This is a genomic window from Rhodococcus olei (assembly GCF_039540555.1).
Lineage (GTDB): Bacteria > Actinomycetota > Actinomycetes > Mycobacteriales > Mycobacteriaceae > Rhodococcus_G > Rhodococcus_G olei.
Genome location: NZ_BAABFB010000066.1, coordinates 156,192 through 178,852 on the forward strand (window position 1 = coordinate 156,192; position 22,661 = coordinate 178,852).

Here is a 22,661-nt window from a genome sequence, read left to right on the forward strand (position 1 = left end):
GCTAGAACCTGTTCCAGAAGCGATGCGATCGGGTCGGACCCGGCGCGGACCTCGCGCCCGTTCAGCCGCGGAAACGGGCCGGATGCGCGACCATCGAGGGAGGCGAGAGCCGGGCCGCGGGACATCCCGCCCCGCCGCCGCCCGGTTCCTCACGAACCGAACGGACTGGACATGCGAACCGTGACCACGCTTTCCCAGCTCGCGGCCGTCACCGCCGTGTGTGCACTCGGAACCGCCGCCCCGGCACTGGCGACCCCGTCGTCGGGGGTGAGTGTGCAGACGCTCACCCAGTTCGACGTGCCCGGCGCCCTGCTGCCCACCCCACCGGGCCACCCGCCCACCACCGGCACGGTGGAGGTCGCGGTGCGCCGCCTCGAGATCGCTCCCGGGGGCACGACGGGGTGGCACAGCCACGCCGGCCACGTCGACGGAATGGTGGTCAGCGGGACCCTGACGCGAGTGATGGCGGACTGCACCCGGGTGACCTCACCGGCGGGTTCGACGGTCGCCGAGACGCCGGACGCCGATCACGTCGGACTCAACACGGGCACCACGCCGGTCGTCGTGATGCTGGTGACCATGCTGCCCAAGGGCGCGCCGCTGCTGACCGACGCCCCCGCCCACTGCCCCTGAGCCGACCCGAATGATCGCTTGACCTGAAGTTCACTCGAGGTTTTACCCTCGTCGTTGCCGCTCGATCCGGGTATGTCGGACCCGGGCCGTAGCGTTGCACCTGTCAGCACTGACGCGAGGGGGAACCACAGTGAACATCGGCGCCGCGAGCACCGGGAACGGAGTCCGGTCATGAGCATGGAATCGGTTGCCTGGCACTCGATGTACCGGATGATGAACGCCCGCGACGACCGCAGGCCGTTCTCGATGGCGACCCTGCGCCGCATCCTCGGATTCGCCCGGCCACACCGCACCAGGATCGCGCTGTTCCTCGTCGTCAGTGTCGCCAGCGCGGCACTCGCGGTCGCGACGCCGGTGCTCGCCGGCCGCGTGGTCGACGCGATCGTGAAGGGCACCGACGCCGGCGTGGTGGTCGGGCTCGCCGTCACGATCGCGGTGATCGCCGTGATCGAGGCCGCGCTCGGGCTGTACAACCGCTACCTGTCGTCGAGCATCGGCGAGGGCCTGATCCTCGACCTGCGCACGTCGGTGTTCGACCACGTGCAGCGGATGCCGATCGCCTTCTTCACCCGCACCCGGACCGGTGCGCTGGTCAGCCGGCTCAACAACGACGTCATCGGCGCCCAGCGCGCGTTCAGCGACACCCTCTCCGGAGTCGTCGCGAACGTGGTGACCCTGATGTTGACGCTCGTCGTCATGCTCGGGATCTCCTGGCAGATCACGATTCTGGCATTGCTGCTGTTGCCGGTGTTCGTCCTGCCCGCCCGCCGGATCGGCACCCGGATGGCGGGCCTGCAGCTCGAGGCCGCCAACCTGAACGCGTCGATGAGCACCCAGATGACCGAACGCTTCTCCGCGCCGGGTGCCACCCTGGTCAAACTGTTCGGCCGCCCCCGCGAGGAGTCCGCGGAGTTCGAGGTCCGCGCGCACCGGGTCCGCGACATCGGGGTGCGCACCGCGATGACGCAGTCCGCGTTCGTGACCTCGCTGACCCTGGTGTCGGCGCTGGCGCTCGCCCTGGTCTACGGCCTCGGCGGCTGGTACGCGCTGCACGGCAGGCTCGAGGCCGGTTCGGTGGTCGCGCTGGCCCTGCTGTTGACCCGCCTCTACGCTCCGCTGACCTCGCTCGCCTCCGCCCGTGTCGAGGTGATGAGTGCCCTGGTCAGCTTCGAGCGGGTCTTCGAGGTGCTCGACCTGAAGCCGCTGATCGACGAACCCGACCACCCCCGCGCCCTGCCGGACGGTCCGGTGTCCGTCGAGTTCGACAGCGTCCGGTTCGCGTACCCGTCCGCGGACAAGGTGTCGCTCGCCTCGCTCGAGGAGGTCGCGTCGCTCGACACCCGCGGCGGGGTCGAGGTGCTGCACGAGGTGTCGTTCCACGCCGAGCCGGGACAGATGGTCGCGCTGGTCGGCTCGTCCGGAGCGGGCAAGTCGACGATCGCCCAGCTCGTGCCGCGTCTGTACGACACCGACTCCGGCGCGGTCCGGCTCGGCGGGGTCGACGTGCGCGACCTGTCCGCGGACTCGATCCGCGCGACGGTCGGCATGGTCACCCAGGACGGTCACCTGTTCCACGACTCGATCCGTGCGAACCTGCTGCTGGCCCGGCCCGGGGCGTCCGACGACCAACTGTGGGAGGTGCTCGGCCGGGCCCGTCTCACGGAACTGATCCGGGCGCTGCCCGACGGGCTCGACACCGTCGTCGGCGAACGCGGCTACCGGCTGTCCGGTGGTGAGCGGCAACGCCTGACCATCGCGCGACTGCTGCTCGCACACCCCCGGGTGGTGATCCTCGACGAGGCCACCGCGCACCTGGACTCCACCTCGGAGGCCGCGGTCCAGGCGGCCCTCGGCGAGGCGCTGACCGGACGCACCTCGGTCGTGATCGCGCACCGGCTGTCCACGATCCGCGCCGCGGACCAGATTCTGGTGGTCGAGGACGGCCGGGTCGTCGAACGCGGCACCCACACCGAACTGCTCGCGGCCGGCGGCCGCTACGAGGACCTGTACCGGACCCAGTTCGCCGACACCGACGTCGACGAACACGCCCCGGCTCGCTGAATCGACCCGCCCCGCTGATCGACACAGCATCGTGCACGTCCGGACACGGTGGGTCCGGACGTGCACGACGGAGTGCGGGGATTCGAGTAGTGCAGTACTCGTGACACACCCTCGGCGGATGCCGAGACTCGGTGGTGTCGGATCACGACCTCGGAGGTCCGCCGATGTGTCCGCGGCCTCCGGTTCACCGCCGCCGGCAGGTCCGGCCCGGCGCTGTCGGTCGCACCGACGGATTCGTCCGACACCCCACGACACCTCACAGAGGACCACCGATGTACACCTCACCCCACTTCGGCTGCATCGTTCCGCCCTATTTGCTCGAGCAGTTGGTCGAGAACTCGGACAGCGACGTCCGGCGGGCGGCCCTGGCCACGATGGTCACGACCGAACACCTGCGCGGGCGCCGCTCACTCGCCGCGGAGCTGGGACTCACCGCGGCCGCGTCGACCGACGGCGGACGCCGCACCGTGTTCGACTGCCGCACGTCCACGAACGTCAACTCCGCGGTCCAGGTCCTCGACGAGGACGGCGGCACGAGCTCCGACCCAGCGGTGTTGCGGGCGTTCGACGGCCTCGGCGCCACCCGCGACTTCTATCGCTCCGTGCTGCAACGGAGTTCCGTCGACGGCGAGGGCATGGCGTTGAACGGCTACGTGCACTACGGGAGACAGTTCAACAACGCGTTCTGGGACGGCGCCCACATGGTGTTCGGTGACGGCGACGGGAAGATCTTCGCCGACTTCACGCTGTCGATCGACGTGATCGCCCACGAACTCACCCACGGCGTCACCGAGCACACCGCGGGGCTGCAGTACGAACGTCAGCCGGGCGCGCTGAACGAGTCGATCTCCGACGTCTTCGGGTCACTGGTGAAGCAGTGGCGGGCCGGCCAGGACGCCGCCGACGCCGACTGGCTGATCGGCGCCGAGGTGTTCACCCCGAGCATCCAGGCCGACGCGCTGCGGTCGATGAAGGCGCCGGGCACCGCGTGGAACGCGTCGGTGTTCGGACGACCCGACCCGCAACCCGACCACATGAGCAGGTTCGTGCACCTGCCGGTCAGCGCCGACGGCGACTGGGGCGGCGTGCACATCAACTCGGGCATCCCGAACAAGGCGTTCTGCCTCGCCGCGATCGGGATCGGCGGCAAGGCCTGGGAGGCGGCCGGGCACATCTGGTACGCGGCCCTGCTCGCCGCGAACGCGAGCACCGGATTCCAGGCCTTCGCCGACCTCACCGACGCCAAGGCCGGCGAACTGTGCGGCACGACGAGCCCCGAACGTGACGCGGTCCGCCGCGCCTGGGATCAGGTCGGCATCCGGACGGTGACGGCGCCGGCTGCCCCGGCCGCCGCTGACGTGCCCGGGCTGGCCGACCAGATCGCGGCGTTGTCGGCCAAACTCGATCGGATCACCGAGCGGCTCGATGCCGTGCGGATGAGCCCCGCGTGAGGATCACGATCACGCGGATCGGCGGGTTCGCCGCGACCGTCACGGCGGGCCTGCCTCCGACGGTGGTGGACACGGACGACCTGCCCGCGGACACCGCCACCGTCCTCGCCGACGCGGCCCGGGACGCGTTGACGGAGGACGGGCGCCGACCGGCCGCCCGCCCCACGCGACGGGTGCCGGACGCGGTGACGTACCGCGTGGAGGTCGGCGACGCCGGCCGCACCCGGGAGATGAGCCACGCGGACGGCGACGACGCGCCGGCGTTCTGGCGACTGCTCGACCTGCTCGGAGGGGTGAGCGGGTGAGCGTCACCCGGTCCAGCGGCCGGTGGCGGTGAACGTCTCCAGGACGGCAGCGGGCGGGGCCAGGTAAAGGCCCTGCCCGCGGACCCAGTCGTCGTCGAAGTAGGTGCCGGCGTAGCGTTCGCCGCCGTCGCAGATCAGGGTGACGACGCTGCCGGAGCGGCCCGCGGCGAGCATCTCGGCGAGCACCGAGAACGCACCCCACAGGTTGGTGCCGGTCGATCCGCCGACACGGCGGCCGAGCACCGTGCTGGCGTGCCGTGCCGCGGCGATCGACGCGGCGTCGGGGACGGTGACCATCCGGTCCACCACCTGGCCGACGAACGACGGTTCGACGCGGGGACGACCGATTCCCTCGATCCGGGAGGGCATCCCGGTCTGGTGGTCGCAGGACCCGGTCTCGTAGCCGCCGATGAACGCCGAGTTCTCCGGATCCACCACCAGCAGGCGGGTCGAGTGCCTGCGGTAGCGGATGTAGCGGCCGATCGTGGCGCTGGTGCCGCCAGTGCCTGCGCCGACGACCACCCACTCGGGGATCGGGTGCTGTTCGAGCCGCATCTGCTGGAAGATGCTCTCGGCGATGTTGTTGTTGCCGCGCCAGTCGGTGGCCCGTTCGGCGTGCGTGAACTGGTCCATGTAGTGCCCGCCGACCTCGGCGGCCAGCCGCTGCGCCTCGGTGTATATCTCCGCGGGCCGGTCCACGAAGTGACAGCGCCCGCCCTGCGCCTCGATCAGCGCGATCTTCGCGGGGCTGGTGCTGCGCGGCATCACGGCGACGAAGTCGAGCCCGAGCAGCTTGGCGAAGTACGCCTCACTGACCGCGGTGGACCCGGACGACGCCTCGATGACGGGGGTGTCCTCGGTGACCCAGCCGTTGCACAGCGCGTACAGGAACAGCGACCGCGCCAGCCGGTGCTTGAGGCTGCCGGTGACGTGGGTCGACTCGTCCTTGAGGTACAGGTGCAGATTCCACTCGGGCGGCAGCGGATACCGCAGCAGGTGAGTGTCGGCGCTGCGCTGCGCGTCCGCGTCGATCAGCCGGACCGCGCCCTCGAGCCAGTCCCGCGGGCGGCTGTGATCGACGACGGTGGGGGTCACCTCGGCGGTCACTTCTCGCCGCGGAGCTTCGACCGGAGGTCCTCGCGATCACGGCGGCGCTGCGCGTCGACCGCCGAGATCTGTTCGTTCACCCGGACGCGCAGCGACTTGAACAGCACCAGCGACAGCGGGAGCGCGATGATCACCGCGAAGATCAGTGCCACCAGCAGCGGAACGTCGACGCCGACGAGTTTGCTGCCACCGAGGATGAGCGCGGCGATGACCACCACCAGCCCCAGTCGCGCGACGGTGTAGAGCGCGAGGTCGCGGGCGAGCTTGCCTTTCGCGTTCGACGGTGTGGGGGCGGGGGTCGAGTCAGTCACTCTCCCAGGTTACCGACCCGGGGCCGGGGCCGCCGTCGTCGCTGTCGGCAGGCGGTAACTGGACGCTCTGCCAGACTTATCCGTTTTGCGAATTACCTCCCCTTTACCGAAGTTAGACGGTTCGAGTACCCGAGGGGTCGGGTGCCACCATGTGCGCACTGTCCGCAAGCACCGCCGCCGCAGCGGCGGTGCCCGACCAGCCTCAGGGAGGATCTCGATGAGCGTCCCCGCGTTCCACGCCACCCAGGAATCTCTGCTCACCCCTGGCCAGGTGGCCGCCCTCTTCCACGTCGATCCCAAGACTGTGACGCGATGGGCACACGCCGGACGCCTCGGATCCCTGCGCACCCCGGGCGGACATCGCCGGTTCCGCGAGTCCGAGGTGATGGCACTGCTGCAGTCGCTGACCACCGAGGCCACCGCGCGCTGACACCACCGGTTCACTCGGCCCGTTCGGGTTCGGGCGGGGCCGCGATGCCGTCCCGGTCGTCCCGGTCGGCCCACGCGAGCAGCGGCGCGAGGTCGAACACCGCGTCGTCGATGCCGGCATGGAGATCGCCCAGCCGCCTGTAGCGGGCCGGCATCGTCTCGAGCGTGAAGTCGTCCGGGACCACCTGGTCGACCTCGTCCCACCGGATCGGCGCGGACACCCGTGCGGTCGGCACCCCGCGCACCGAATAGGCCGCCGCCATCGTGTGATCGCGCGCGTTCTGGTTGTAGTCCACGAACAGCGCCGCCGGGTCCCGGTCCCGGCGCCACCAGGTCGTGGTCGCGTCGTCGGGTGCCCGCCGCTCGACCTCCCGGGCGAACGCGAGCGCAGCCCGGCGCACCTCGGCGAAGCCGTGGGCGGGCGGGATCCGCACGTAGACGTGCAGGCCGCGGCCACCCGACGTCTTCGGCCACCCGACCGCCCCGAGCTCGTCGAGGATCTCGTGCACGACTCCCGCGACGCGGCGCACCCGGTCCCAGCCGCAGTCCGGCATCGGGTCCAGGTCGATGCGCCACTCGTCGGGCTTCTCGACGTCGGCGCGCCGGCTGTTCCACGGGTGGAACTCGACCGTCGACATCTGCACCGCCCAGATCACGTCGGCGAGTTCGGTGACGCACAGCTCGTCGGCGTTGCGGTCGTACCGCGGGAAGTGCACGCGCACCGTCTGCAGCCAGGGCGGCGCGCCGCGCGGCACCCGCTTCTGATGCACCTTCTCCCCCGCCAGGCCGTCCGGGAAACGGTGCAGCATGCACGGCCGCTCGCGCAGTGCGCGGACGATGCCGTCACCGACCGCGAGGTAGTACCGGACCAGGTCGAGTTTGGTGGCCCCGGTCGCCGGGAAGTAGACGCGGTCGGGATGCGAGACACGGACCGTCCTGCCCCCGACCTCGATCGGGACGGCGGCGCCCGCGGCGGCTGCGGCCATGCCGCCAAGTTACCCCGAAGTCAGGGCCCGGTGGGTGGGATCAACAGCCCCTCGACGGGCCGGCATCGTGTAATACTGCAACGTGTTCCACCCGTCTCGTGACGATCACCCGAGCCGGGTCTTGCCCCTGCAGATGAGGACTTGATGAGCGACGCGACCCCCGCCGTCGAGGGCTGGTTCACCACCGGCCCCGAGCCGGCCCTGATCGGAAGCTCGTGCCGGTCCTGCGGCACGATCTCCTTCCCCCGGGAAACCACCTTCTGCAAGAACCCGGCGTGCTCCGGCGAGGAGTTCGAGGACGTCGAGCTCTCCCGCCGCGGCACCGTCTGGTCGTACACCGACGCGCAGTACAAGCCGCCGGCCCCGTACATCCCGACCTCCGATCCGTACGTGCCGTTCGCGCTGGCCGCGGTCGAGCTGGCGGAGGGCCTGGTCGTGTTGGGTCAGGTCGCCGACGGTTACGGCGTCGCGGACCTGAAGGTGGGCAACGAGGTGGAGCTGGTCGTCGAGACCCTCTACACCGACGACACCGGTGAGCGCACGATCTGGCGCTGGAAGCCGGTCACCGCACAGAACGGGGCACAGGCATGAGCAGCAACCACGATGTGGCGATCCTCGGCGTCGGCATGCACGCCTGGGGCAAGTGGGGCCAGCCGTTCGTCAAGTACGGCGTCGCCGCGGCCCGCGCCGCCCTGGCCGACTCCGGCGTGGACTGGCAGGACGTCGACTACATCGTCGGCGGCGAGACCGTCCGCAACGGCTACGGCGGATACGTCGCCGGCGCCACCTTCGCGCAGGCCCTCGGCTGGAACGGCGCCCGCGTCGCCACCTCCTACGCGGCGTGCGCGACCGGCGCCCAGGCCCTCGACACCGCCCGCGCGCGGATCCTCGCCGGCCTGTCCGAGGTCGCACTGGTCGTCGGCGCCGACACCACTCCGAAGGGCTTCCTCGCCCCCAATGCCGGTGAGCGCTGGGACGACCCGGACTGGCTGCGGTTCCGCCTGATGGGCATGACCAACCCCGGCTACTTCGCACTGAACGCCCGCCGGCGCATCGACCTGTACGGCGCGACGGTCGAGGACTTCGCCGCGGTCAAGGTCAAGAACGCCAAGCACGGCCTGAACAACCCGTACGCGCGGTACCGCAAGGAGGTCGCCGCCGCGGACGTGCTGGCGTCGCCGATGGTCGCGGACCCGCTGCACCTGCTCGACATCTGCGCCACCTCCGACGGCGGCGCCGCGATCGTGCTGACGTCGATGGAGTACGCCCGCAAGAAGGGCATCGTCGACCCGGTCCGGATCAAGGCGATCTCGACGGTCACCCCGACGTTCCCGCAGACCATCATGGACATGCCGAACTTCTCCACCGAGTCGGCCTCGGCCGTCCCGGCACCGGAGCGCACGTTCAAGGAGTCCATCGGCCACGCCGCCTACGAAGAGGCGGGCATCGCGCCGGAGGACGTCGACGTCGCCGAGGTCTACGACCTGGCGACCTCGGTCGAGCTGGACTGGATGGAGGACCTCGCGCTGTGCAAGCGCGGCGAGGCCGAGCACCTGCTCCGCGCCGGGGACACCACGATCGGCGGCCGCATCCCGGTCAACCCGTCCGGCGGTCTGGCCTGCTTCGGTGAGGCCGTCCCCGCGCAGGCGCTGGCCCAGGTCTGCGAGCTCACCTGGCAGCTGCGCGGCCAGGCCGAGGGCCGCCAGGTCGAGGGTGCCCGCATCGGCATCACCGCCAACCAGGGTCTGTTCGGTCACGGCTCGTCGGTGATCGTCGCCGTCTGATCCCCCCACCCGTACGGCCTCAGGGCGCCGTCGTCTCGGTCCGCCGAGCACGACGGCGCCCTCGTCGTCGGCGGGTGGACAGGTGGGCGACGAACGCCGAGGCCGCGACTAGCCTTGAGGAAAGGAGGTGCGTCGTGATCTACCTGTTGGCGCTCATCGTACTGGTGACGCTCGCCGTGCTGCTGTGGAAGGCATTCGGACCCGACCTGCAGAGGCCGGCCGGTCGCGTGCAGGGACCGGACGACGACCCGGAATTCCTGTGGAAGGTCGACCGCCAGAACCATCGCCGGACCGGGGACACGTCGGACGGCACCCCGGGAGATCCGACCGAGTGACCTCTGCCCGGTGCACGAGCGACCCTCGGGACGGGCACGGTGACCGGGTCACCGTGCTGATCACTGCGGGGGCTTCGCCAGCGCCGTGAACATCCTGTCGGTCATCTTGACCGCCTGGTCGCCGCCGTCCGCGTCCTGGATGTACACCGCGAACGCCAGGTCACCGCGCGAGCCGTAGAACCAGCGGTCGCCGTCGTGGGCGCCGGTGGCGCCGATCAGGTCGCCGTAGCCGGCGAGGAGGTTCGCCGGGCCCCGGTGCACGGTGTCGCGCATGATTCCGCGCAGCTGGTCGGTGACCGGACCGGGCAGCTGCGACATCGTGCCGTCGGTGGTGGCGGACTGACCGGCCGCGATGACCGGGACGGTCGGCGCACCGCGCGCGATCGACGCCGCGACCAGTGCCATCCCGAACGGGCTGACGGTCACCTGGTCCTCGGTCCGGCGGTCCGACGCCGCCCGCATCAGGTTCGGGCCGCCGCCGCCGAACGACGCGGTCTGCTGGTCGAGGCCGGGGATCGTGTAGTTCAGTCCGAGCCCGAGCTGCTTGGCCGCGCGCTCGAGGTCGGTGTTCTGGGCGGTCGCCGCGGCACGGACCAGGTCGAGGGTCGACCCCGACGGGTACAGGCCGGTGAACGCGATCGGGCCGAGGTCGGTGGCCTGGTTGTTCTGCGCGACCGCGACGATCGCGCCGGTGGACGGCTGCACGGCGACGATCGCCGCCGGCGTGCCGACGCTGACCGCGGCGTCCTCGGCCGCCAGCTGCAGCCGCGGATCGATCGTCGACCGGATGTCGGGGCCGGGCGGGCCCTGGTAGCCGGTCAGCCGGACCGTCGCGCCGTTCGGTTCGACGGCGTTGATCGCCCACCCGGCCGTCGCATCACGGTTCGCCTGCCAGACCGTGCGCATCGCGTCGACCACCGGACCGTAGACGCGGCGGTCGATCGTGATCAGCTTGGGCCGCGACTCGACCACGACCCCGGGGATCGGGCGGAGCCGGTCCTCGAGCACGGCGAAGTCGGCGTCGCGCAGGTTCACGGCGGTGATCGCCTGCCCCTTGGCGGCCGCGAGATCCTGCTGCAGCGACTGCGCGGTGATCAGCGGGGCGACCGGCTCGATCGCCTTCGCGAGGGCCGCGGTGCTCGCGACCTGGTCCGGGGTCCGCGCCGGATCGAGGCGGATCGCGTTGATCGTCTGCTCGGTCATCATCGGGGTGCCTGCGATGTCGGTCACCGTCGGCGGGGCGGCGTCGGTGCGGTCGAGGCGGACGGTGCGCCCGTTGCCCAGGCCGGGCATGAACGTCGCCGGATTCCAGGACACCCGCCACCCGACGGACAGGTTCCGGACCCAGCCGTCGACGTTGTAGGTCCAGGTCCGGTCCTTGCCGAGGTCCCAGGTGGCGACGGCGTTGAACATCCCCGAGTCCGCGTCGAGGTCGATGATCTGGTTGACGTCGAAGTGCACCCGCTCCGGCGACAGCGCGTCGAACGCCTGCGACATCGAGCTCTTCGCCGCATTCGGATAGGACGTCAGGTCGGCCGCGGCGTCGACATCGCCGTGGTTGATGGCACTCACGTACCGGTCGAGCACCGACTGGGCATCGGTCTTCGGTCTCGTCAGTACCCCGGAGACGACTCCCACACCGAGCACCACTGCGACGCCGAGCGCGAGTGCGTTCCAGACCCGAAGTCGCCCCCTACCCGTCCGCATGTGTCGATCATCCGATACCCGACGGGTCTCGTGCATGCGCTCACGGGGGCTAAGTGGTCACAACTCCGCCACGGTTCCGTGACACGTTGCGACATTCGGCATCAAATCGTGATCACGATTCTCTGGACAAGGCCGCCCACCCGGTCGGGCGTGGGTCAGGTGAGACCCGCGTACGAGTGCAGACCCGACACCACCATGTTGATGATGAACAGGTTGAACAGCATGGCGACGAAGCCCGCGACGTTGATCCACGCGGCCCGCGTGTCACGCCATCCGGAGGTCGCGCGGGCGTGCAGGTACGCCGCGTAGATCACCCAGGCGATGAACGACACCGTCTCCTTCGGATCCCAGCCCCAGAACCGGCCCCACGCCGCCTCGGCCCAGATGGCGCCGAGGATGATGCCGGCACCGAACAACGGGAACGCGATGATCGTCGACTTGTAGGCGAGCCGGTCGAGCGTCTGGGCGTCGGGCAGGCGGGCGGCGATCTTGCCCCACACGCCGGGCGACTCCTCGCCCTTGGGCTGACGCACCCGCAGCAGGAACATCAGGCTCGCGACACCGCCGACCATGAAGATGCCGCTGCCGACGCTGACGATCGTCACGTGGATCGGCAGCCAGTACGAGCGCAGGGCCGGAACCACCGGCGCGGCGTCGGCGTACAGCACGGTGCCCGCCAGGAACATCAGGATCAGCACGGGGATCAGCAGAAACGCCCACAGCGACCGGTACGCCGGCTTGCGCAGCAGCACCAGCCCGACCGCGGTCGCCGTCGCGGTCGCCATGCTCACGAACTCGTACATGTTGCCGAGCGGGAACCGCTCGGTCGCAAAGCCACGCAGCACGATCGATGCGAGCTGCAGCACGACGCCGACCACCAGGACGGACATCGCCATGTTGCCGAGGCGCTCGGACCACGGCTTGTCCTGCGGGTCGGTCACCCGGCCGGGAACCTGCGGCGGGGCGGGCGCGGTTCCGGCCGCGACCAGCTCTCGCGCCTCGCGCTCCTGGACGGCGCGCGCCCGCGTGGTCGCGTACTGCGCGATCAGGAGCACGAACGCCAGGACGAACACCGCGAACGCGGACTGGAACGCCAGGTCGCTGTACTGCGCCAGGGTCTCGTTGATCGGCATGGTTCTCTCTCCTGCGCGTCAGGCGCGGCTGTCTGTCGGTGTGTCGGTGGACCGGCCCAGGTCGTCGAGCACCCGGGCGGCGAGCCGGTCGAACTCGTCACCCCAGCCGGCCTGGTCGGTTCGGGCGAGGCCGCCCAGCTCCACTACGGTACGTCGTTGTTCCGGCGCCAATGTATCCGACACCGTGTCGGCATCCTCGGTCGGGGGTGCGACGTAGGCCCGCACCCAGATGCGGCGACGCTTGACCACCAGCGACACCAGCAGGCCGCCCATCATCGTCAGCGCGAACACCAGCACCCACTGCTGCGCGGGATCGTGCGAAACCTGCAGGTTGACGAAGTCCTTCGCCCCGTCGAACCGCACCACGGTGCCGTCGGCGAGCGTCGTCGACTCGCCCGGCCGCAGGTTCACCCGGTCCTGCTTGACCATCCGGCCCTGGTTCACCAGCTCCTTGCTGAGCGAGAAGATCGACTGCGGGTTGCCGGTGTCGAGACCGGTGTCGCCCTTGTAGATGTCGATCGCGACCGCCGGGTCGGTCAGCGCCGGGTAGTCCGACGAGAGCAGGTTCCCGTGGAACAGCGCGCTCGGCGCGAACAGGCCCTCGATGCCGATCTGGTTCTTGCGCCGCTCCGTCTCGTCCGGGTAGAGGCCGCCGGGCGGGTCGAACCGCATCGCGCCGCTGGACAGGAACGTGGTCGCGTCGTCGGGCCGCCACTGCAGCGTCTCGGTCCGGCTCTCGCCGTTCGGGAAGATCACGGTGAACGTCGGGGCGTAGCCGTGGCCCTGCAGGTACACGCGGTCGCCTGCGACGCGCAGTGGGTGGTTGACCTGCAGCGTGGCCTGTCGCCACGTGTTGGAGGTGAGGTCGTCGCCGGCCTGGTAGTCGACGTTCGAGGTGAACATCTCGGCCTGCCCGTTGTCGAGGTAGTCGGCGGTGAAGTCGTTGACCTTGACGCACAGCGGGGTCAGGCCGAGGCCGTCCTCCTCGAGGCCCGCGCGGAACGAGTCGAACACGGCGGGCGAGGTGGTGCAGATGCCGGGACCGCCGTCGGCGATCACGATGACGTTGCCCTCGTAGCTGAACAGCTTGCCGATCGCGATCGCGGCGAGCAGACCGACCAACGACAGGTGGAACACCAGGTTGCCCGCTTCGCGCAGGTACCCCTTCTCGGCGGACACCGTGACCTCGCCGGGCCGGCCGGCCCGCAGCTCGTCGCCGGTGCGGGTGACCGTCTTCCAGCCGCGCAACCGGGCCACCGCGTCGGCCGCGACGGCCTCCGGGGTGGCGTCGACGACGGCCTCGGCGTGGTGCGGCAGCCGCGCCAGCCGGCGCGGCGCGGCGACCGGCTTGCTGCGCAGCGCCCGGTAGTGCTCCCAGCAGCGCGGGACGATACAGCCGATCAGCGAGACGAACAGCAGCGCGTAGATCGCGGTGAACCAGAAGCTGCTGAACACATCGAACAGCTCGAGCTTGTCCATCAGCGGTCCGAGTGTCGGCCGGTTCGCGATGTACTCGTCGACCTTCCCGGCGTTCAGGCTGCGCTGCGGCAGCAGGGCACCCGGGATCGCGGCGACCGCCAGCAGGAACAGCAGCACCAGCGCGGTCCGCATCGACGTCAGCCCGCGCCAGGTGTTGCGCCCGAGCGCCACCAGCCGGCCGACGGCCGACTGCCTGGGCACCGCGGTCGGGCCGTCCGGACCCGCGGTCCTCTTCTCTTCACCGACCGTCATATCGGCAACGTCACCTCCGACACGAACGCGTCACGAACCCAACCGACGAACACATCCCACGCGCCGGTGACCAGCGCGACGCCGACGGCCACCAGCATCACGCCACCGAAGATCTGGATCGTGCGGGCGTTGCGGCGCAGCCACCCGACCCCGCGCAGCGCGCTCGCCGACCCGAACGCCAGCAGCACGAACGGCAGACCGAGGCCGATGCAGTAGGCGACCATCAGCGACAGCCCGCGGGCCGCGGTCGCGCCTTCGGTGCCGGCGGCGACGGTGAGCACACCGGTCAGCGTCGGTCCCAGGCACGGCGTCCAGCCGAGCGCGAACACCCCGCCCAGCAGCGGCGCCCCGACCAGGCCGGAGATCCGGCGCGGCTCGAACCGCACGTCCCGCTGCAGGGCCGGGATCAGGCCGATGAACACCAGGCCCATCGCGATCGTCACGACCCCGCCGATCCGCTGGAACATCTCCCGGTTGACCGACAGGGCCGACATCGCACCGAACACCGTCATCGTGGCCAGCACGAACACGACGGTGAACCCGGCCACGAACAGCGCCGCCGCCCCGGCGACCCGCATCCGTGCGGCCCGCGACTCGGTCCGGACGCTCGCCTGGTCGACCGTCACCGCGGGCGCGTCCGCGCCCACGACCCCGGCGAGGTACGACAGATAGCCGGGGACGAGCGGCACCACGCACGGCGACGCGAACGACACCAGTCCGGCGACGAGGCAGGCGCCGAGCGCGAGCAGGAGCGGGCCGGTCGCGGCCGTGTTCTGGAAGGTCGTGCCGATCCCCTGCGCGAGGTTCACGGTGTCGAGTGTTGCGGTGTTCACTGCTCGGCCGCGATCCTCTCGACCATCGGCTGCAGGTCCTCGGCGAGCAGCGCGGTCAGGTACACCGCTGCGACCCGGTGCTCACGGTCGAGCACCAGGGTGGACGGGATCACGCTGGTCGGGTAGTTGCCGCCGAGCGCGGTCAGGCTGCGCATCGCGGGATCCCAGATGGACGGGAAGGCCACCTTGTTGTTGGTGACGAAGTCCTGCGCCTTGTCCCGCTGCGGGTCCTTGACGTTGATGCCGAGGAACGCGACGCCCTGGTCGCGGGTGGCCTCGTACACCTTCTCCAGGTCGTCGACCTCGCCGCGGCACGGTCCGCACCACTGCCCCCACAGGTTGACCACGACGACCTTGCCGTCGAAGTCGGACAGCGAGGTGGTCTTGCCCTCGACCATCAGGTCCTCGCCGGTGAGGTTGCCGATGGTGCCGCGGCTCGCGGGCGGGTCGTAGACGATCTCCGTCTGCCCGCCGGGCGAGACGAAGTCGAACGTGCCGCCCTGCGCGACCGCGTCGTCGCCGCCGGCGCACGCGGACGCGGTCGCCACCGTGACGGCGGCGACACAGGCGAGCACGCCCGCGCGCGCGAAGCGACGGCCGGTCATGCCCCGGTCACCCTCGGATCCGACGCGCCGGCGGGCTCGGAGTAGACGATGTCGACGAGGGTGTCGCCCTCGTAGACGAGGGAGGTCAGCGACGCCAGGCCGCACTGCCGGTGCCGGGGGTCGTGCCAGAGCCGCTCGCCCTGCAGGAACCGGCGCAGCGTCCACACCGGCAGCTGATGGCTCACGCACACCGCCTCGTGCCCGACCGCCGCGACCCGGGCCGTGTTGACCGCGGCCAGCATCCGGTGCGCGATCTGCAGGTACGGCTCGCCCCACGACGGGGTGAACGGGTCGCGCAGCTTCCACCAGTGCCGCGGCCGGCGGAGGGCGCCGTCGCCGACCGAGACCTTCAGGCCTTCGAAGTCGTTCGCGGCCTCGATCAGGTTGTCGTCGGTGGCCAGGGTCAGCCCGTGGGTGTCCGCGATCGGGGTCGCGGTCTCCTGCGCCCGCTGCAGCGGCGACGCGACGACGTGGGTGATGTCGTGCGACGACAGCACCGACGCGACCGTCCGGGCCTGCGCCTGTCCGGTCACCGACAGCCGGTAGCCGGGCAGCCGCCCGTACAGGATGCCCTTCGGGTTGTGCACCTCGCCGTGCCGGAGCACGTGCACGATCGTGCGGGACTCGGCGGGATCTGCGGACGGCGTCTGCTGGGGGCTGGTCACGTGGGCTGCTCCGGGAGCTGAAGTGGGTACTGGTGGTGTGGTCGGGCGGTGCGGTCTAGCTGCTCGGCGTCGCGGCGGCGGCCGCCGCGGCCGCGGCGGGCACGGCCTGGGCGATGCGGTCGAACGCGGCGTCGTCGAGCGCGGCCGAGACGAACCACGCCTCGAACGCGCTCGGGGGTGCGTACACGCCGCGGGAGAGCAGCGTGTGGAAGAAGGCGGGGTACCGCCAGGTGTCGCTGGCCTTCGCCTCCGCGTAGTTGGTGACGGGTCGGTCGGCGAAGAACACGCTCACCATGGTGCCTGCAAATTGGACCTGGTGCCGCACGCCGGCGGCGTGGAGTGCGTCACCGAGCAGTGTCCCGAGTGTCGCGGCGTTGCGTTCCAGCGCGTCGTACACGCTCTGATCTGCGGCTTTCAGGCTGGCGAGGCCGGCCGCGACGGCGACCGGGTTCCCGGACAGGGTGCCCGCCTGGTACACCGGGCCGGCCGGCGCGAGGTGGTTCATGACGTCGGCGCGGCCACCGAACGCGGCGGCGGGTAGTCCGCCGCTCATCACCTTGCCGAATGTCGTCAGGTCACCGGCGACCCCGTCGAGCCCGTACCACCCGGAGCGACTGACCCGGAACCCGGTCATGACCTCGTCCATGATCAGCAGCGCGCCGTGGTCGGTGCACAGCCGGCGCAGGCCCTCGTTGAAACCGGGCAGCGGCGGCACCGCGCCCATGTTTCCGGCCGCGGCCTCGGTGATGACGCACGCGATCTCGCCGGGATGCGCGGCGAAGGCCTGCTCGACGGCGGCGAGGTCGTTGTAGGGCAGCACGAGGGTGTCGGACGACTGGGCGCCGGTGACGCCGGGCGAGGTCGGCAACCCGAACGTGGCCAGGCCCGAACCCGCCTCGGCGAGCAGCGCGTCGACGTGCCCGTGGTAGCAGCCGGCGAACTTCACGATCTTGGTGCGGCCGGTGAATCCGCGCGCCAGCCGGACCGCGCTCATCGTGGCCTCGGTGCCGGAGTTGACGAGGCGGACCTTCTCGACGGACGCGACGCGGTCGACGATCGTCTCGGCCAGCTCGATCTCCGACTCGGTCGGTGCGCCGAACGAGAGTCCGCCGGTCGCGGCCCGCTGGACCGCGTCGACGACCGCGGGGTGCGCGTGCCCGAGGATCATCGGACCCCAGGAGCAGATCAGGTCGACGTAGTCGTTGCCGTCGACGTCGGTGAGGGTGCAGCCCCGCGCCGACGCGATGAACCGGGGGGTGCCGCCGACCGACCCGAACGCCCGGACCGGTGAGTTCACGCCCCCGGGGATGACCGCTGAGGCCCGGTCGAAGAGCTGGGCGGACCTGGCGGAGGCGGGCGCGTGCGCGCCGGGGGTGGCAGTCACGACCTCCAGTGTCCCAGTTCCCGCGATCTTGACAACGACAGGGTGTAGGAGAAGGCACGCGCGGGGCGCGAAAGTGCGTCCGGTGGTTCCGCCGTGATGCCAGGATGTGCCGATGGACGATCGGTTCGAAGGTCTTCGTCAGCAGCGGCACCTGCTCTACGACCGGTTCGCGGTGGCCCAGGTCGCGGTCTCGTCGGACGGGCTGGAGGTGACGTTCGCCGGGCCGATGGAGACCGGGGTACGGGTCGGCGGGTTCGCCGTCGTCGAGGTCGCCGATCGCTGTGTGGTGGTGCAGGTGCGCAGCGTCGAGGTGGTGGAGCGGGAGGGCCCCGAGCTCGACCTCGAGGTGCGCGAGCAGGTGCACGGGTACGGGGTGTCGGCCGCCCGGGCCCGGCCGATGATGCGGGCGCTGCACGGGAGCGCGGTGACCCTCGGGGAGCTCGACTCCGCCGGCTTCACGGTGCTGCCGCGGACGGTTCCGTTCGGGGAGAGCCCGATCCGCCCGGCCACCGCCGGCGAGGTCGCCGCGGTGGCGGCGGGTCTGCCTGCCGGCGCCGCCACCCTCGACGTGGGCGTGCTGAACCAGGCCCCGCAGGTCGCTGCGCAACTCCGGGCGACCGGGTTCGGCAGGCACACGTTCATGTGCGGGCAGTCCGGCTCGGGCAAGACGTACACGACCGGCGGCCTGCTCGAGCGTCTGCTGCGCCGGACGAGTCTGCCGATCCTGGTCTTCGACCCGAACTCCGACCACGTGCACCTCGGTGCGACCGCCGATCCCGCGGACGAGTCACCCGCGGCGGTCCGGCATCGCGCCGTCGCGGGCGACGTGTACGTGGCGCGGGCCCGCGGCTTCGGCTCCCCGTTCACGCTGTGCCTCGACTTCAGCGATCTCGAGGTGGACACCCAGGCGCTGCTGCTGCGCATGCACCCGGTGCGGGACCTCGACGACTTCCACGCGCTGCGGCAGGTGACGTCGACGCTGACCGCCCCCTACTCGGCGGCGGACGTCGCGGCGGCGGCCGCCGCGACACCGGAGGGCGCCCGCCTGGCGAAGCGGATCGCGAACCTGGGGATCGCCGACTGGGAACTGTGGCGCCGCGAGGGTGAGCGGTCGGCGGCGGACTTCGACATCCGGACGAAGCGGTGCGTGGTGGTGGACATCGGGAGCCTGCCGACCCCGGACGAGCGGACCGCGGTCGTGTTGGCGTTGCTGGGTCGGCGGTGGGCGACCCGGCGGCGTCGGGATCCGGTGCTGCTGGTGATCGACGAGGCGCACAACGTGCTGCCGGCGGCGACGGACAATCCGTTGCTGGCGGCGACGACCGACCTCGGCACCCTGATCGCCGGGGAGGGGCGCAAGTTCGGCCTGCACCTGTTCGTCGCCACCCAGCGTCCGGGCAAGGTGCACCCGAACGTCGTGTCGCAGTGCGACAACCTGGTGCTGATGCGGATGAACGGTGCCGCGGACATCGCCGCGCTGGCCGGGTTCTTCTCCCACGTGCCACGGCCGATGCTCGAGCAGGCCACCGGGTTCGGGCTGGGCGAGGCGCTGTTCGCCGGACCGATCGCTCCGGTTCCGGTGCTCGCCAAGGTGGGCCGTCGGGTCAGCCCGCAGGGCGGCGCCGACGTCCCGGCCACGTGGGCCGAGGTCACCTCCTGACGGGCGAGGCCCGGGACGCGCGCAGGCAGTCCCGGGCCTCGAAGCGAACTGCGGTGTCCTACAGGACGACCGGGCTGGGTGCGTCGACGATGACGCCGTGGCAGACGCCGGTGGGCAGGCAGAACTCGTTGATCCGGGCCATGCCGATCCGGGCGCCGTCGACGACGCGGTAGAAGGAGAAGGTGCGACCGTCGAGGCTGTGTGCACGCACGCCGGGGATCGTGGTGATGTCCTTGTTCGTGTAGAGCAGGTCGTCCTGGTTCAGGACCGGGTTGACCAGGTACTCGGTGTGCGAGCCGTCGGCCAGCAGCGTGAACCGCTCGGAGCCGGGCACCGCGGGGGCGGCGGAGGCGATCGCGGCGGAGGACGCCAGCACGGCGACGCCTCCGGCCGCGACGGTGACGATGCGGGCAATCCGGGTGACAGTGCTCATAGTTCCCAGATGAAACACGACCGGCGCCCGGTTCGCCACCGAACGGCGGTCGCGACACGGTCACAGGTTCCCGCGCGCCGCCTGCTCCCGCTCGATGGACTCGAACAGCGCCTTGAAGTTGCCCTTGCCGAAGCCGAGCGACCCGTGCCGCTCGATGAGTTCGAAGAACACCGTCGGCCGGTCCCCGAGCGGCTTGGTGAAGATCTGCAGCAGGTAGCCGTCCTCGTCGCGGTCGACGAGGATGCCGCGCGCCTTGAGCTGGTCGACGGGTACCCGGACCCGGCCGATCCGGGCCCGCAGCGCGGGGTCGTCGTAGTAGGCGTCCGGGGTGGCGAGGAACTCGACGCCCTCGGCGCGCAGCGCGTCGACACTGGCGAGGAGGTCGTCGGTCGCCAGGGCGAGGTGCTGGCAGCCCGGCTCGCCGTAGAAGTCGAGGTACTCGTCGATCTGGGACCGCTTGCGCCCGATCGCGGGTTCGTTGAGCGGGAACTTGACGCGGTGATTCCCGTTCGCGACCACCTTGCTCATCAGGGCCGAGTATTCGGTGGCGATGTCGTCGCCGACGAATTCGGCCATGTTCGTGAACCCCATGACCTCGTTGTAGAACCGCACCCAGTGGTCCATCCGGCCCATCTCGACGTTCCCGACCGCGTGGTCGAGGGCGACGAACACGTGCTCGGGTGCGCCGGGCCGGCGGGTGAATCCCGAACTGCGGGGCTCGAATCCCGGCAGGTACACCCCGCGGTACCCGGACCGGTCCACGAGTGTGTGGCGGGTGCTGCCGTAGCTGGCGAGTGCGGCGACGCGAACGGTGCCGTGCGCGTCGGTGACGTCGTGCGGTTCGGTGAGGACGACGGCTCCGTGCGCCCGGGCGTGGGCGACGCAGCGGTCGACGTCGACTACCTCGAGCGCCAGGTCGACGACGCCGTCGCCGTGCCGGCGGTGATGGTCGGCGAGCCCGCTGGCCGGGTCGACGGCGCCGCTCACCACGAAACGGGCCGATCCGGATTCGAGGACGAACGACTTGTGGTCGCGCAGACCGGTTTCCGGCCCCGCGTACGCCACCAGCGTCATGCCCCAGGCCGAGACGAAGTAGTGCGCTGTCTGGGTTGCGTTGCCGCAGACGAACTCGACCGCGTCCATGCCGACGACCGGGAACGGGTCGGCCGCGTCGTCGTGGTCGACGAGTCCGACGAGTCGGCGCAGTTGCCCGGCCCGCAGGTGCGCGGCGCGTTCGTGGGGGGTGAGCCGCAGAGTGCGCATGCCTCACTGTCGGCCCGTGGCGACGGCCGTGCAACGGTCGGCGTTGACGCTGGTCATCCTGTACAGAATGCTGGGCTGTGGCGGGGTTTCACTGGACAGATCGACTACCGCGCACCGGTTGATCGGGAGGCTGGCCATGACACTGGATCGGCTCGACGTCGCCCTGCTCGAACTGCTGCACGACGAGCCGAGGATCGGGGTGCTGGAGGCGTCGCGACGGCTCGGCGTGGCCCGCGGCACCGTGCAGTCCCGCCTCGACCGCCTCGAGCGCTCCGGTGTGATCGCGGGCCGCTCCCCCACCCTGGACCCGTCGGCGCTGGGATTTCCGGTGACGGCCTTCGCGACGCTCGAGATCGTGCAGGGCCAGGGCCACGGCGCGGTGATCGAACACCTGTCCGCGATCCCCGAGGTGCTCGAGGCGCACACCACGACCGGGTCGGGCGACCTGCTGATCCGGGTCGTCGCCCGCACGCACGCCGACCTGCAGCGGGTGATCAACGAGATCGTCGACGGCAGGCACGTGCTGCGGTCGTCGACCGCGATCGCGCTCGAGACCCCGATCCCGTTGCGCCACGTGCAGTTGGTGCCGGTCGCGCGGGACGGCGCCGGGTGAGGTCAGTCCTGGTCGCCCGGCAGATGCGGTTCGATCTCGCGCATGATCGCGGCACGTGACCGGGCGCCCGGCAGTCGGACCACCGGCTCGCCGCCGACGAACAGCGCGAGCGTCGGCGTGCCCATCACCTGGTTCTCGCCGGCGACCACCGGGTTCGTGCCGACGTCGAGGGTGACGACGCGCATCCGGCCGTCCTGCTCGGCCGCGATCTGTTCGAGCACCGGGGTGATCATCCGGCACGGCCCGCACCCCTGCGCGGTGAAGTCGACCAGCACCGGCAGGTCGGCGTGCAGGACGTCGGTGGCGAACCGGGCGTCGGTGGTGGTGGCGAGCGTCATGAGCGAGCCCTTCTTGCTGTCGTCGGGTGGAGCGATCGAGCGTCGACACGGATCAGCGGTCGACCTGCGCGAGGAGCCGATGTCCCGGAACAACGTCCGCGCCGCATTCGCACACCAGGCGGGCGCCGACCCGGCCTCCGCATCCGCCGTGGCGATAGGCCACGTCGGGCGCGGAGTCGGACTCGAGGTGGCGCTCCCCCCAGTCGGTGAGCGCGGCGAGAACGGGAAGCAGGTCGAGCCCGGCGGCGGTGAGCGTGTACTCGAGCCGCGCGCGGCTGCCGGGGACGCGGTACTCGCGGGTGCCGAGCACCCCGGCCGCGACGAGCCGGTGGAGCCGGTCGGACAACACGGTGCGCGGTGCACCGGTCGCGGTGCGCAGCTCGTCGAAGCGGCGCACTCCGAGCGACACCTCGCGCACGACGAGCAGCGCCCAGCGCTCGCCGAGCAGGGTCAACGTGTCCGACAGCGTGGTCACGGCGCTGAGTCTACATTTCACACCCAGGATCGACGGCCCGGGGCGCCGACGAATTTCACCCGTCGGCGAGCGCTTGGTCCTCGACCGCCAGCATCACCTCGGTGGACTTGATCAGCACGGTGGCGGGTCTGCCGGCTTCGAGGCCGAGTTCCTCGACCGCTTCCCTGGTGATCGACGCCGTCACGATCTGATCACCGCCGTCGAGCCGCACCTTCACGGTGGCCATCACCGCTCCGGTGGTGACGTCGACGACGGTTCCGGACAACTGGTTTCGGGTGGACAGGCGCATCGGTCTCCTCGATTCGGCCGGGGGCTCGATGAGACGGTAACCCTCCTTCCGCAGGCACGAACCGCGAACGGCAGCCACCGCACCGCACAGCCGGAGCGCATCTGCGGTGACCAACGGTTCACAGATCCGC

At 71.0% G+C, this 22,661-nt stretch carries 25 protein-coding genes; 10 read left to right on the plus strand and 15 right to left on the minus strand.

Going from position 1 to position 22,661, the window contains the following annotated elements:
• Positions 1-171 precede the first annotated feature (171 nt).
• From ABD951_RS21730 to ABD951_RS21745, 4 genes are all read left to right on the plus strand, one after another.
• Positions 172-633, plus strand: coding sequence for a cupin domain-containing protein (locus ABD951_RS21730; protein WP_345350043.1), 462 nt, complete (start codon positions 172-174; stop codon positions 631-633).
• 171 nt (positions 634-804) lie between these two features.
• A complete protein-coding gene (locus ABD951_RS21735; protein WP_345350046.1) occupies positions 805-2,694 on the plus strand; it encodes an ABC transporter ATP-binding protein in 1,890 nt (629 codons plus the stop codon).
• A 272-nt stretch (positions 2,695-2,966) separates the two neighbouring features.
• Positions 2,967-4,145 (plus strand): M4 family metallopeptidase, encoded by a 1,179-nt coding sequence (locus tag ABD951_RS21740; protein ID WP_345350049.1) that lies wholly within the window; start codon positions 2,967-2,969, stop codon positions 4,143-4,145.
• A complete protein-coding gene (locus tag ABD951_RS21745) occupies positions 4,142-4,450 on the plus strand; it encodes a protealysin inhibitor emfourin (protein WP_345350052.1) in 309 nt (102 codons plus the stop codon). Before ABD951_RS21740 ends, ABD951_RS21745 begins: the two co-directional genes overlap by 4 nt.
• Before the next feature lie 3 nt (positions 4,451-4,453).
• On the opposite strand, the gene cds1 is transcribed toward ABD951_RS21745, so the two are convergent.
• Both cds1 and ABD951_RS21755 read right to left on the minus strand, forming a co-directional pair.
• Positions 4,454-5,545, minus strand: a complete 1,092-nt coding sequence (gene cds1, locus ABD951_RS21750; protein WP_345350055.1) for an L-cysteine desulfhydrase Cds1 — start codon at positions 5,543-5,545, stop codon at positions 4,454-4,456.
• Between the two features lie 8 nt (positions 5,546-5,553).
• Complete coding sequence (locus ABD951_RS21755) at positions 5,554-5,868, minus strand: DUF4229 domain-containing protein (protein WP_345350058.1); 315 nt, start codon at positions 5,866-5,868, stop codon at positions 5,554-5,556.
• A 217-nt stretch (positions 5,869-6,085) separates the two neighbouring features.
• Here ABD951_RS21755 and ABD951_RS21760 point away from each other — a divergent pair, with 217 nt between their 5' ends.
• A complete protein-coding gene (locus tag ABD951_RS21760) occupies positions 6,086-6,298 on the plus strand; it encodes a BldC family transcriptional regulator (RefSeq protein ID WP_345350061.1) in 213 nt (70 codons plus the stop codon).
• A 10-nt stretch (positions 6,299-6,308) separates the two neighbouring features.
• Here the strand turns inward: ABD951_RS21760 and ligD are convergent, their stop codons facing one another.
• A complete protein-coding gene (ligD, locus tag ABD951_RS21765; protein ID WP_345350064.1) occupies positions 6,309-7,283 on the minus strand; it encodes a non-homologous end-joining DNA ligase in 975 nt (324 codons plus the stop codon).
• 144 nt (positions 7,284-7,427) lie between these two features.
• Between ligD and ABD951_RS21770 the strand changes: the two genes are divergently transcribed.
• From ABD951_RS21770 to ABD951_RS21780, 3 genes are all read left to right on the plus strand, one after another.
• Positions 7,428-7,874, plus strand: coding sequence for a Zn-ribbon domain-containing OB-fold protein (locus tag ABD951_RS21770; protein WP_425569908.1), 447 nt, complete (start codon positions 7,428-7,430; stop codon positions 7,872-7,874).
• On the plus strand, positions 7,871-9,067 hold the full coding sequence (locus ABD951_RS21775; RefSeq protein WP_345350070.1) for a lipid-transfer protein: 1,197 nt from the start codon (positions 7,871-7,873) through the stop codon (positions 9,065-9,067). The genes ABD951_RS21770 and ABD951_RS21775 overlap by 4 nt, the downstream gene beginning before the upstream one ends.
• A 134-nt stretch (positions 9,068-9,201) precedes the next feature.
• On the plus strand, positions 9,202-9,402 hold the full coding sequence (locus tag ABD951_RS21780) for a hypothetical protein (RefSeq protein WP_345350073.1): 201 nt from the start codon (positions 9,202-9,204) through the stop codon (positions 9,400-9,402).
• Between the two features lie 60 nt (positions 9,403-9,462).
• Here ABD951_RS21780 and ABD951_RS21785 read toward each other — a convergent pair whose 3' ends face one another.
• From ABD951_RS21785 to hemL, 7 genes are all read right to left on the minus strand, one after another.
• The gene (locus ABD951_RS21785) at positions 9,463-11,109 is read right to left on the minus strand and encodes an NTF2-like N-terminal transpeptidase domain-containing protein (protein WP_345350076.1); all 1,647 of its coding nucleotides are present in this window, start codon (positions 11,107-11,109) and stop codon (positions 9,463-9,465) included.
• A gap of 155 nt (positions 11,110-11,264) precedes the next feature.
• The gene (ccsB, locus tag ABD951_RS21790; RefSeq protein ID WP_345350079.1) at positions 11,265-12,242 is read right to left on the minus strand and encodes a c-type cytochrome biogenesis protein CcsB; all 978 of its coding nucleotides are present in this window, start codon (positions 12,240-12,242) and stop codon (positions 11,265-11,267) included.
• Positions 12,243-12,260: 18 nt separating this feature from the next.
• On the minus strand, positions 12,261-13,973 hold the full coding sequence (resB, locus tag ABD951_RS21795; RefSeq protein ID WP_345350082.1) for a cytochrome c biogenesis protein ResB: 1,713 nt from the start codon (positions 13,971-13,973) through the stop codon (positions 12,261-12,263).
• Positions 13,970-14,806 carry a cytochrome c biogenesis CcdA family protein gene (locus ABD951_RS21800; protein ID WP_345350085.1) on the minus strand — a complete coding sequence of 279 codons (837 nt, stop codon included), beginning with the start codon at positions 14,804-14,806 and terminating at the stop codon, positions 13,970-13,972. The genes resB and ABD951_RS21800 overlap by 4 nt, the downstream gene beginning before the upstream one ends.
• On the minus strand, positions 14,803-15,411 hold the full coding sequence (locus ABD951_RS21805) for a TlpA disulfide reductase family protein (protein ID WP_345350088.1): 609 nt from the start codon (positions 15,409-15,411) through the stop codon (positions 14,803-14,805). Before ABD951_RS21805 ends, ABD951_RS21800 begins: the two co-directional genes overlap by 4 nt.
• The gene (locus ABD951_RS21810; protein WP_345350091.1) at positions 15,408-16,076 is read right to left on the minus strand and encodes a histidine phosphatase family protein; all 669 of its coding nucleotides are present in this window, start codon (positions 16,074-16,076) and stop codon (positions 15,408-15,410) included. The genes ABD951_RS21805 and ABD951_RS21810 overlap by 4 nt, the downstream gene beginning before the upstream one ends.
• 55 nt (positions 16,077-16,131) lie before the next feature.
• Positions 16,132-17,460, minus strand: coding sequence for a glutamate-1-semialdehyde 2,1-aminomutase (hemL, locus tag ABD951_RS21815; RefSeq protein WP_345350094.1), 1,329 nt, complete (start codon positions 17,458-17,460; stop codon positions 16,132-16,134).
• Between the two features lie 112 nt (positions 17,461-17,572).
• On the opposite strand from hemL, the gene ABD951_RS21820 reads away from it, so the two are divergent.
• Complete coding sequence (locus ABD951_RS21820) at positions 17,573-19,120, plus strand: ATP-binding protein (protein WP_345350097.1); 1,548 nt, start codon at positions 17,573-17,575, stop codon at positions 19,118-19,120.
• A 58-nt stretch (positions 19,121-19,178) separates the two neighbouring features.
• On the opposite strand, the gene ABD951_RS21825 is transcribed toward ABD951_RS21820, so the two are convergent.
• Together ABD951_RS21825 and hppD are read right to left on the minus strand one after the other, a co-directional pair.
• Complete coding sequence (locus ABD951_RS21825) at positions 19,179-19,553, minus strand: hypothetical protein (protein ID WP_345350100.1); 375 nt, start codon at positions 19,551-19,553, stop codon at positions 19,179-19,181.
• A gap of 60 nt (positions 19,554-19,613) precedes the next feature.
• On the minus strand, positions 19,614-20,816 hold the full coding sequence (gene hppD, locus ABD951_RS21830; RefSeq protein WP_345350103.1) for a 4-hydroxyphenylpyruvate dioxygenase: 1,203 nt from the start codon (positions 20,814-20,816) through the stop codon (positions 19,614-19,616).
• Positions 20,817-20,952: 136 nt separating this feature from the next.
• Between hppD and ABD951_RS21835 the strand changes: the two genes are divergently transcribed.
• On the plus strand, positions 20,953-21,429 hold the full coding sequence (locus tag ABD951_RS21835; protein WP_345350106.1) for an Lrp/AsnC family transcriptional regulator: 477 nt from the start codon (positions 20,953-20,955) through the stop codon (positions 21,427-21,429).
• Between the two features lie 2 nt (positions 21,430-21,431).
• Here the strand turns inward: ABD951_RS21835 and ABD951_RS21840 are convergent, their stop codons facing one another.
• The 3 genes from ABD951_RS21840 to ABD951_RS21850 are packed head-to-tail and all read right to left on the minus strand — an operon-like array spanning position 21,432 to position 22,531.
• Positions 21,432-21,767, minus strand: coding sequence for a thioredoxin family protein (locus ABD951_RS21840; protein ID WP_345350109.1), 336 nt, complete (start codon positions 21,765-21,767; stop codon positions 21,432-21,434).
• Positions 21,768-21,819: 52 nt separating this feature from the next.
• Positions 21,820-22,242, minus strand: a complete 423-nt coding sequence (locus ABD951_RS21845; RefSeq protein ID WP_345350112.1) for a winged helix-turn-helix transcriptional regulator — start codon at positions 22,240-22,242, stop codon at positions 21,820-21,822.
• Positions 22,243-22,297: 55 nt separating this feature from the next.
• Complete coding sequence (locus tag ABD951_RS21850; protein ID WP_345350115.1) at positions 22,298-22,531, minus strand: TOBE domain-containing protein; 234 nt, start codon at positions 22,529-22,531, stop codon at positions 22,298-22,300.
• Between the last annotated feature and the right edge of the window lie 130 nt (positions 22,532-22,661).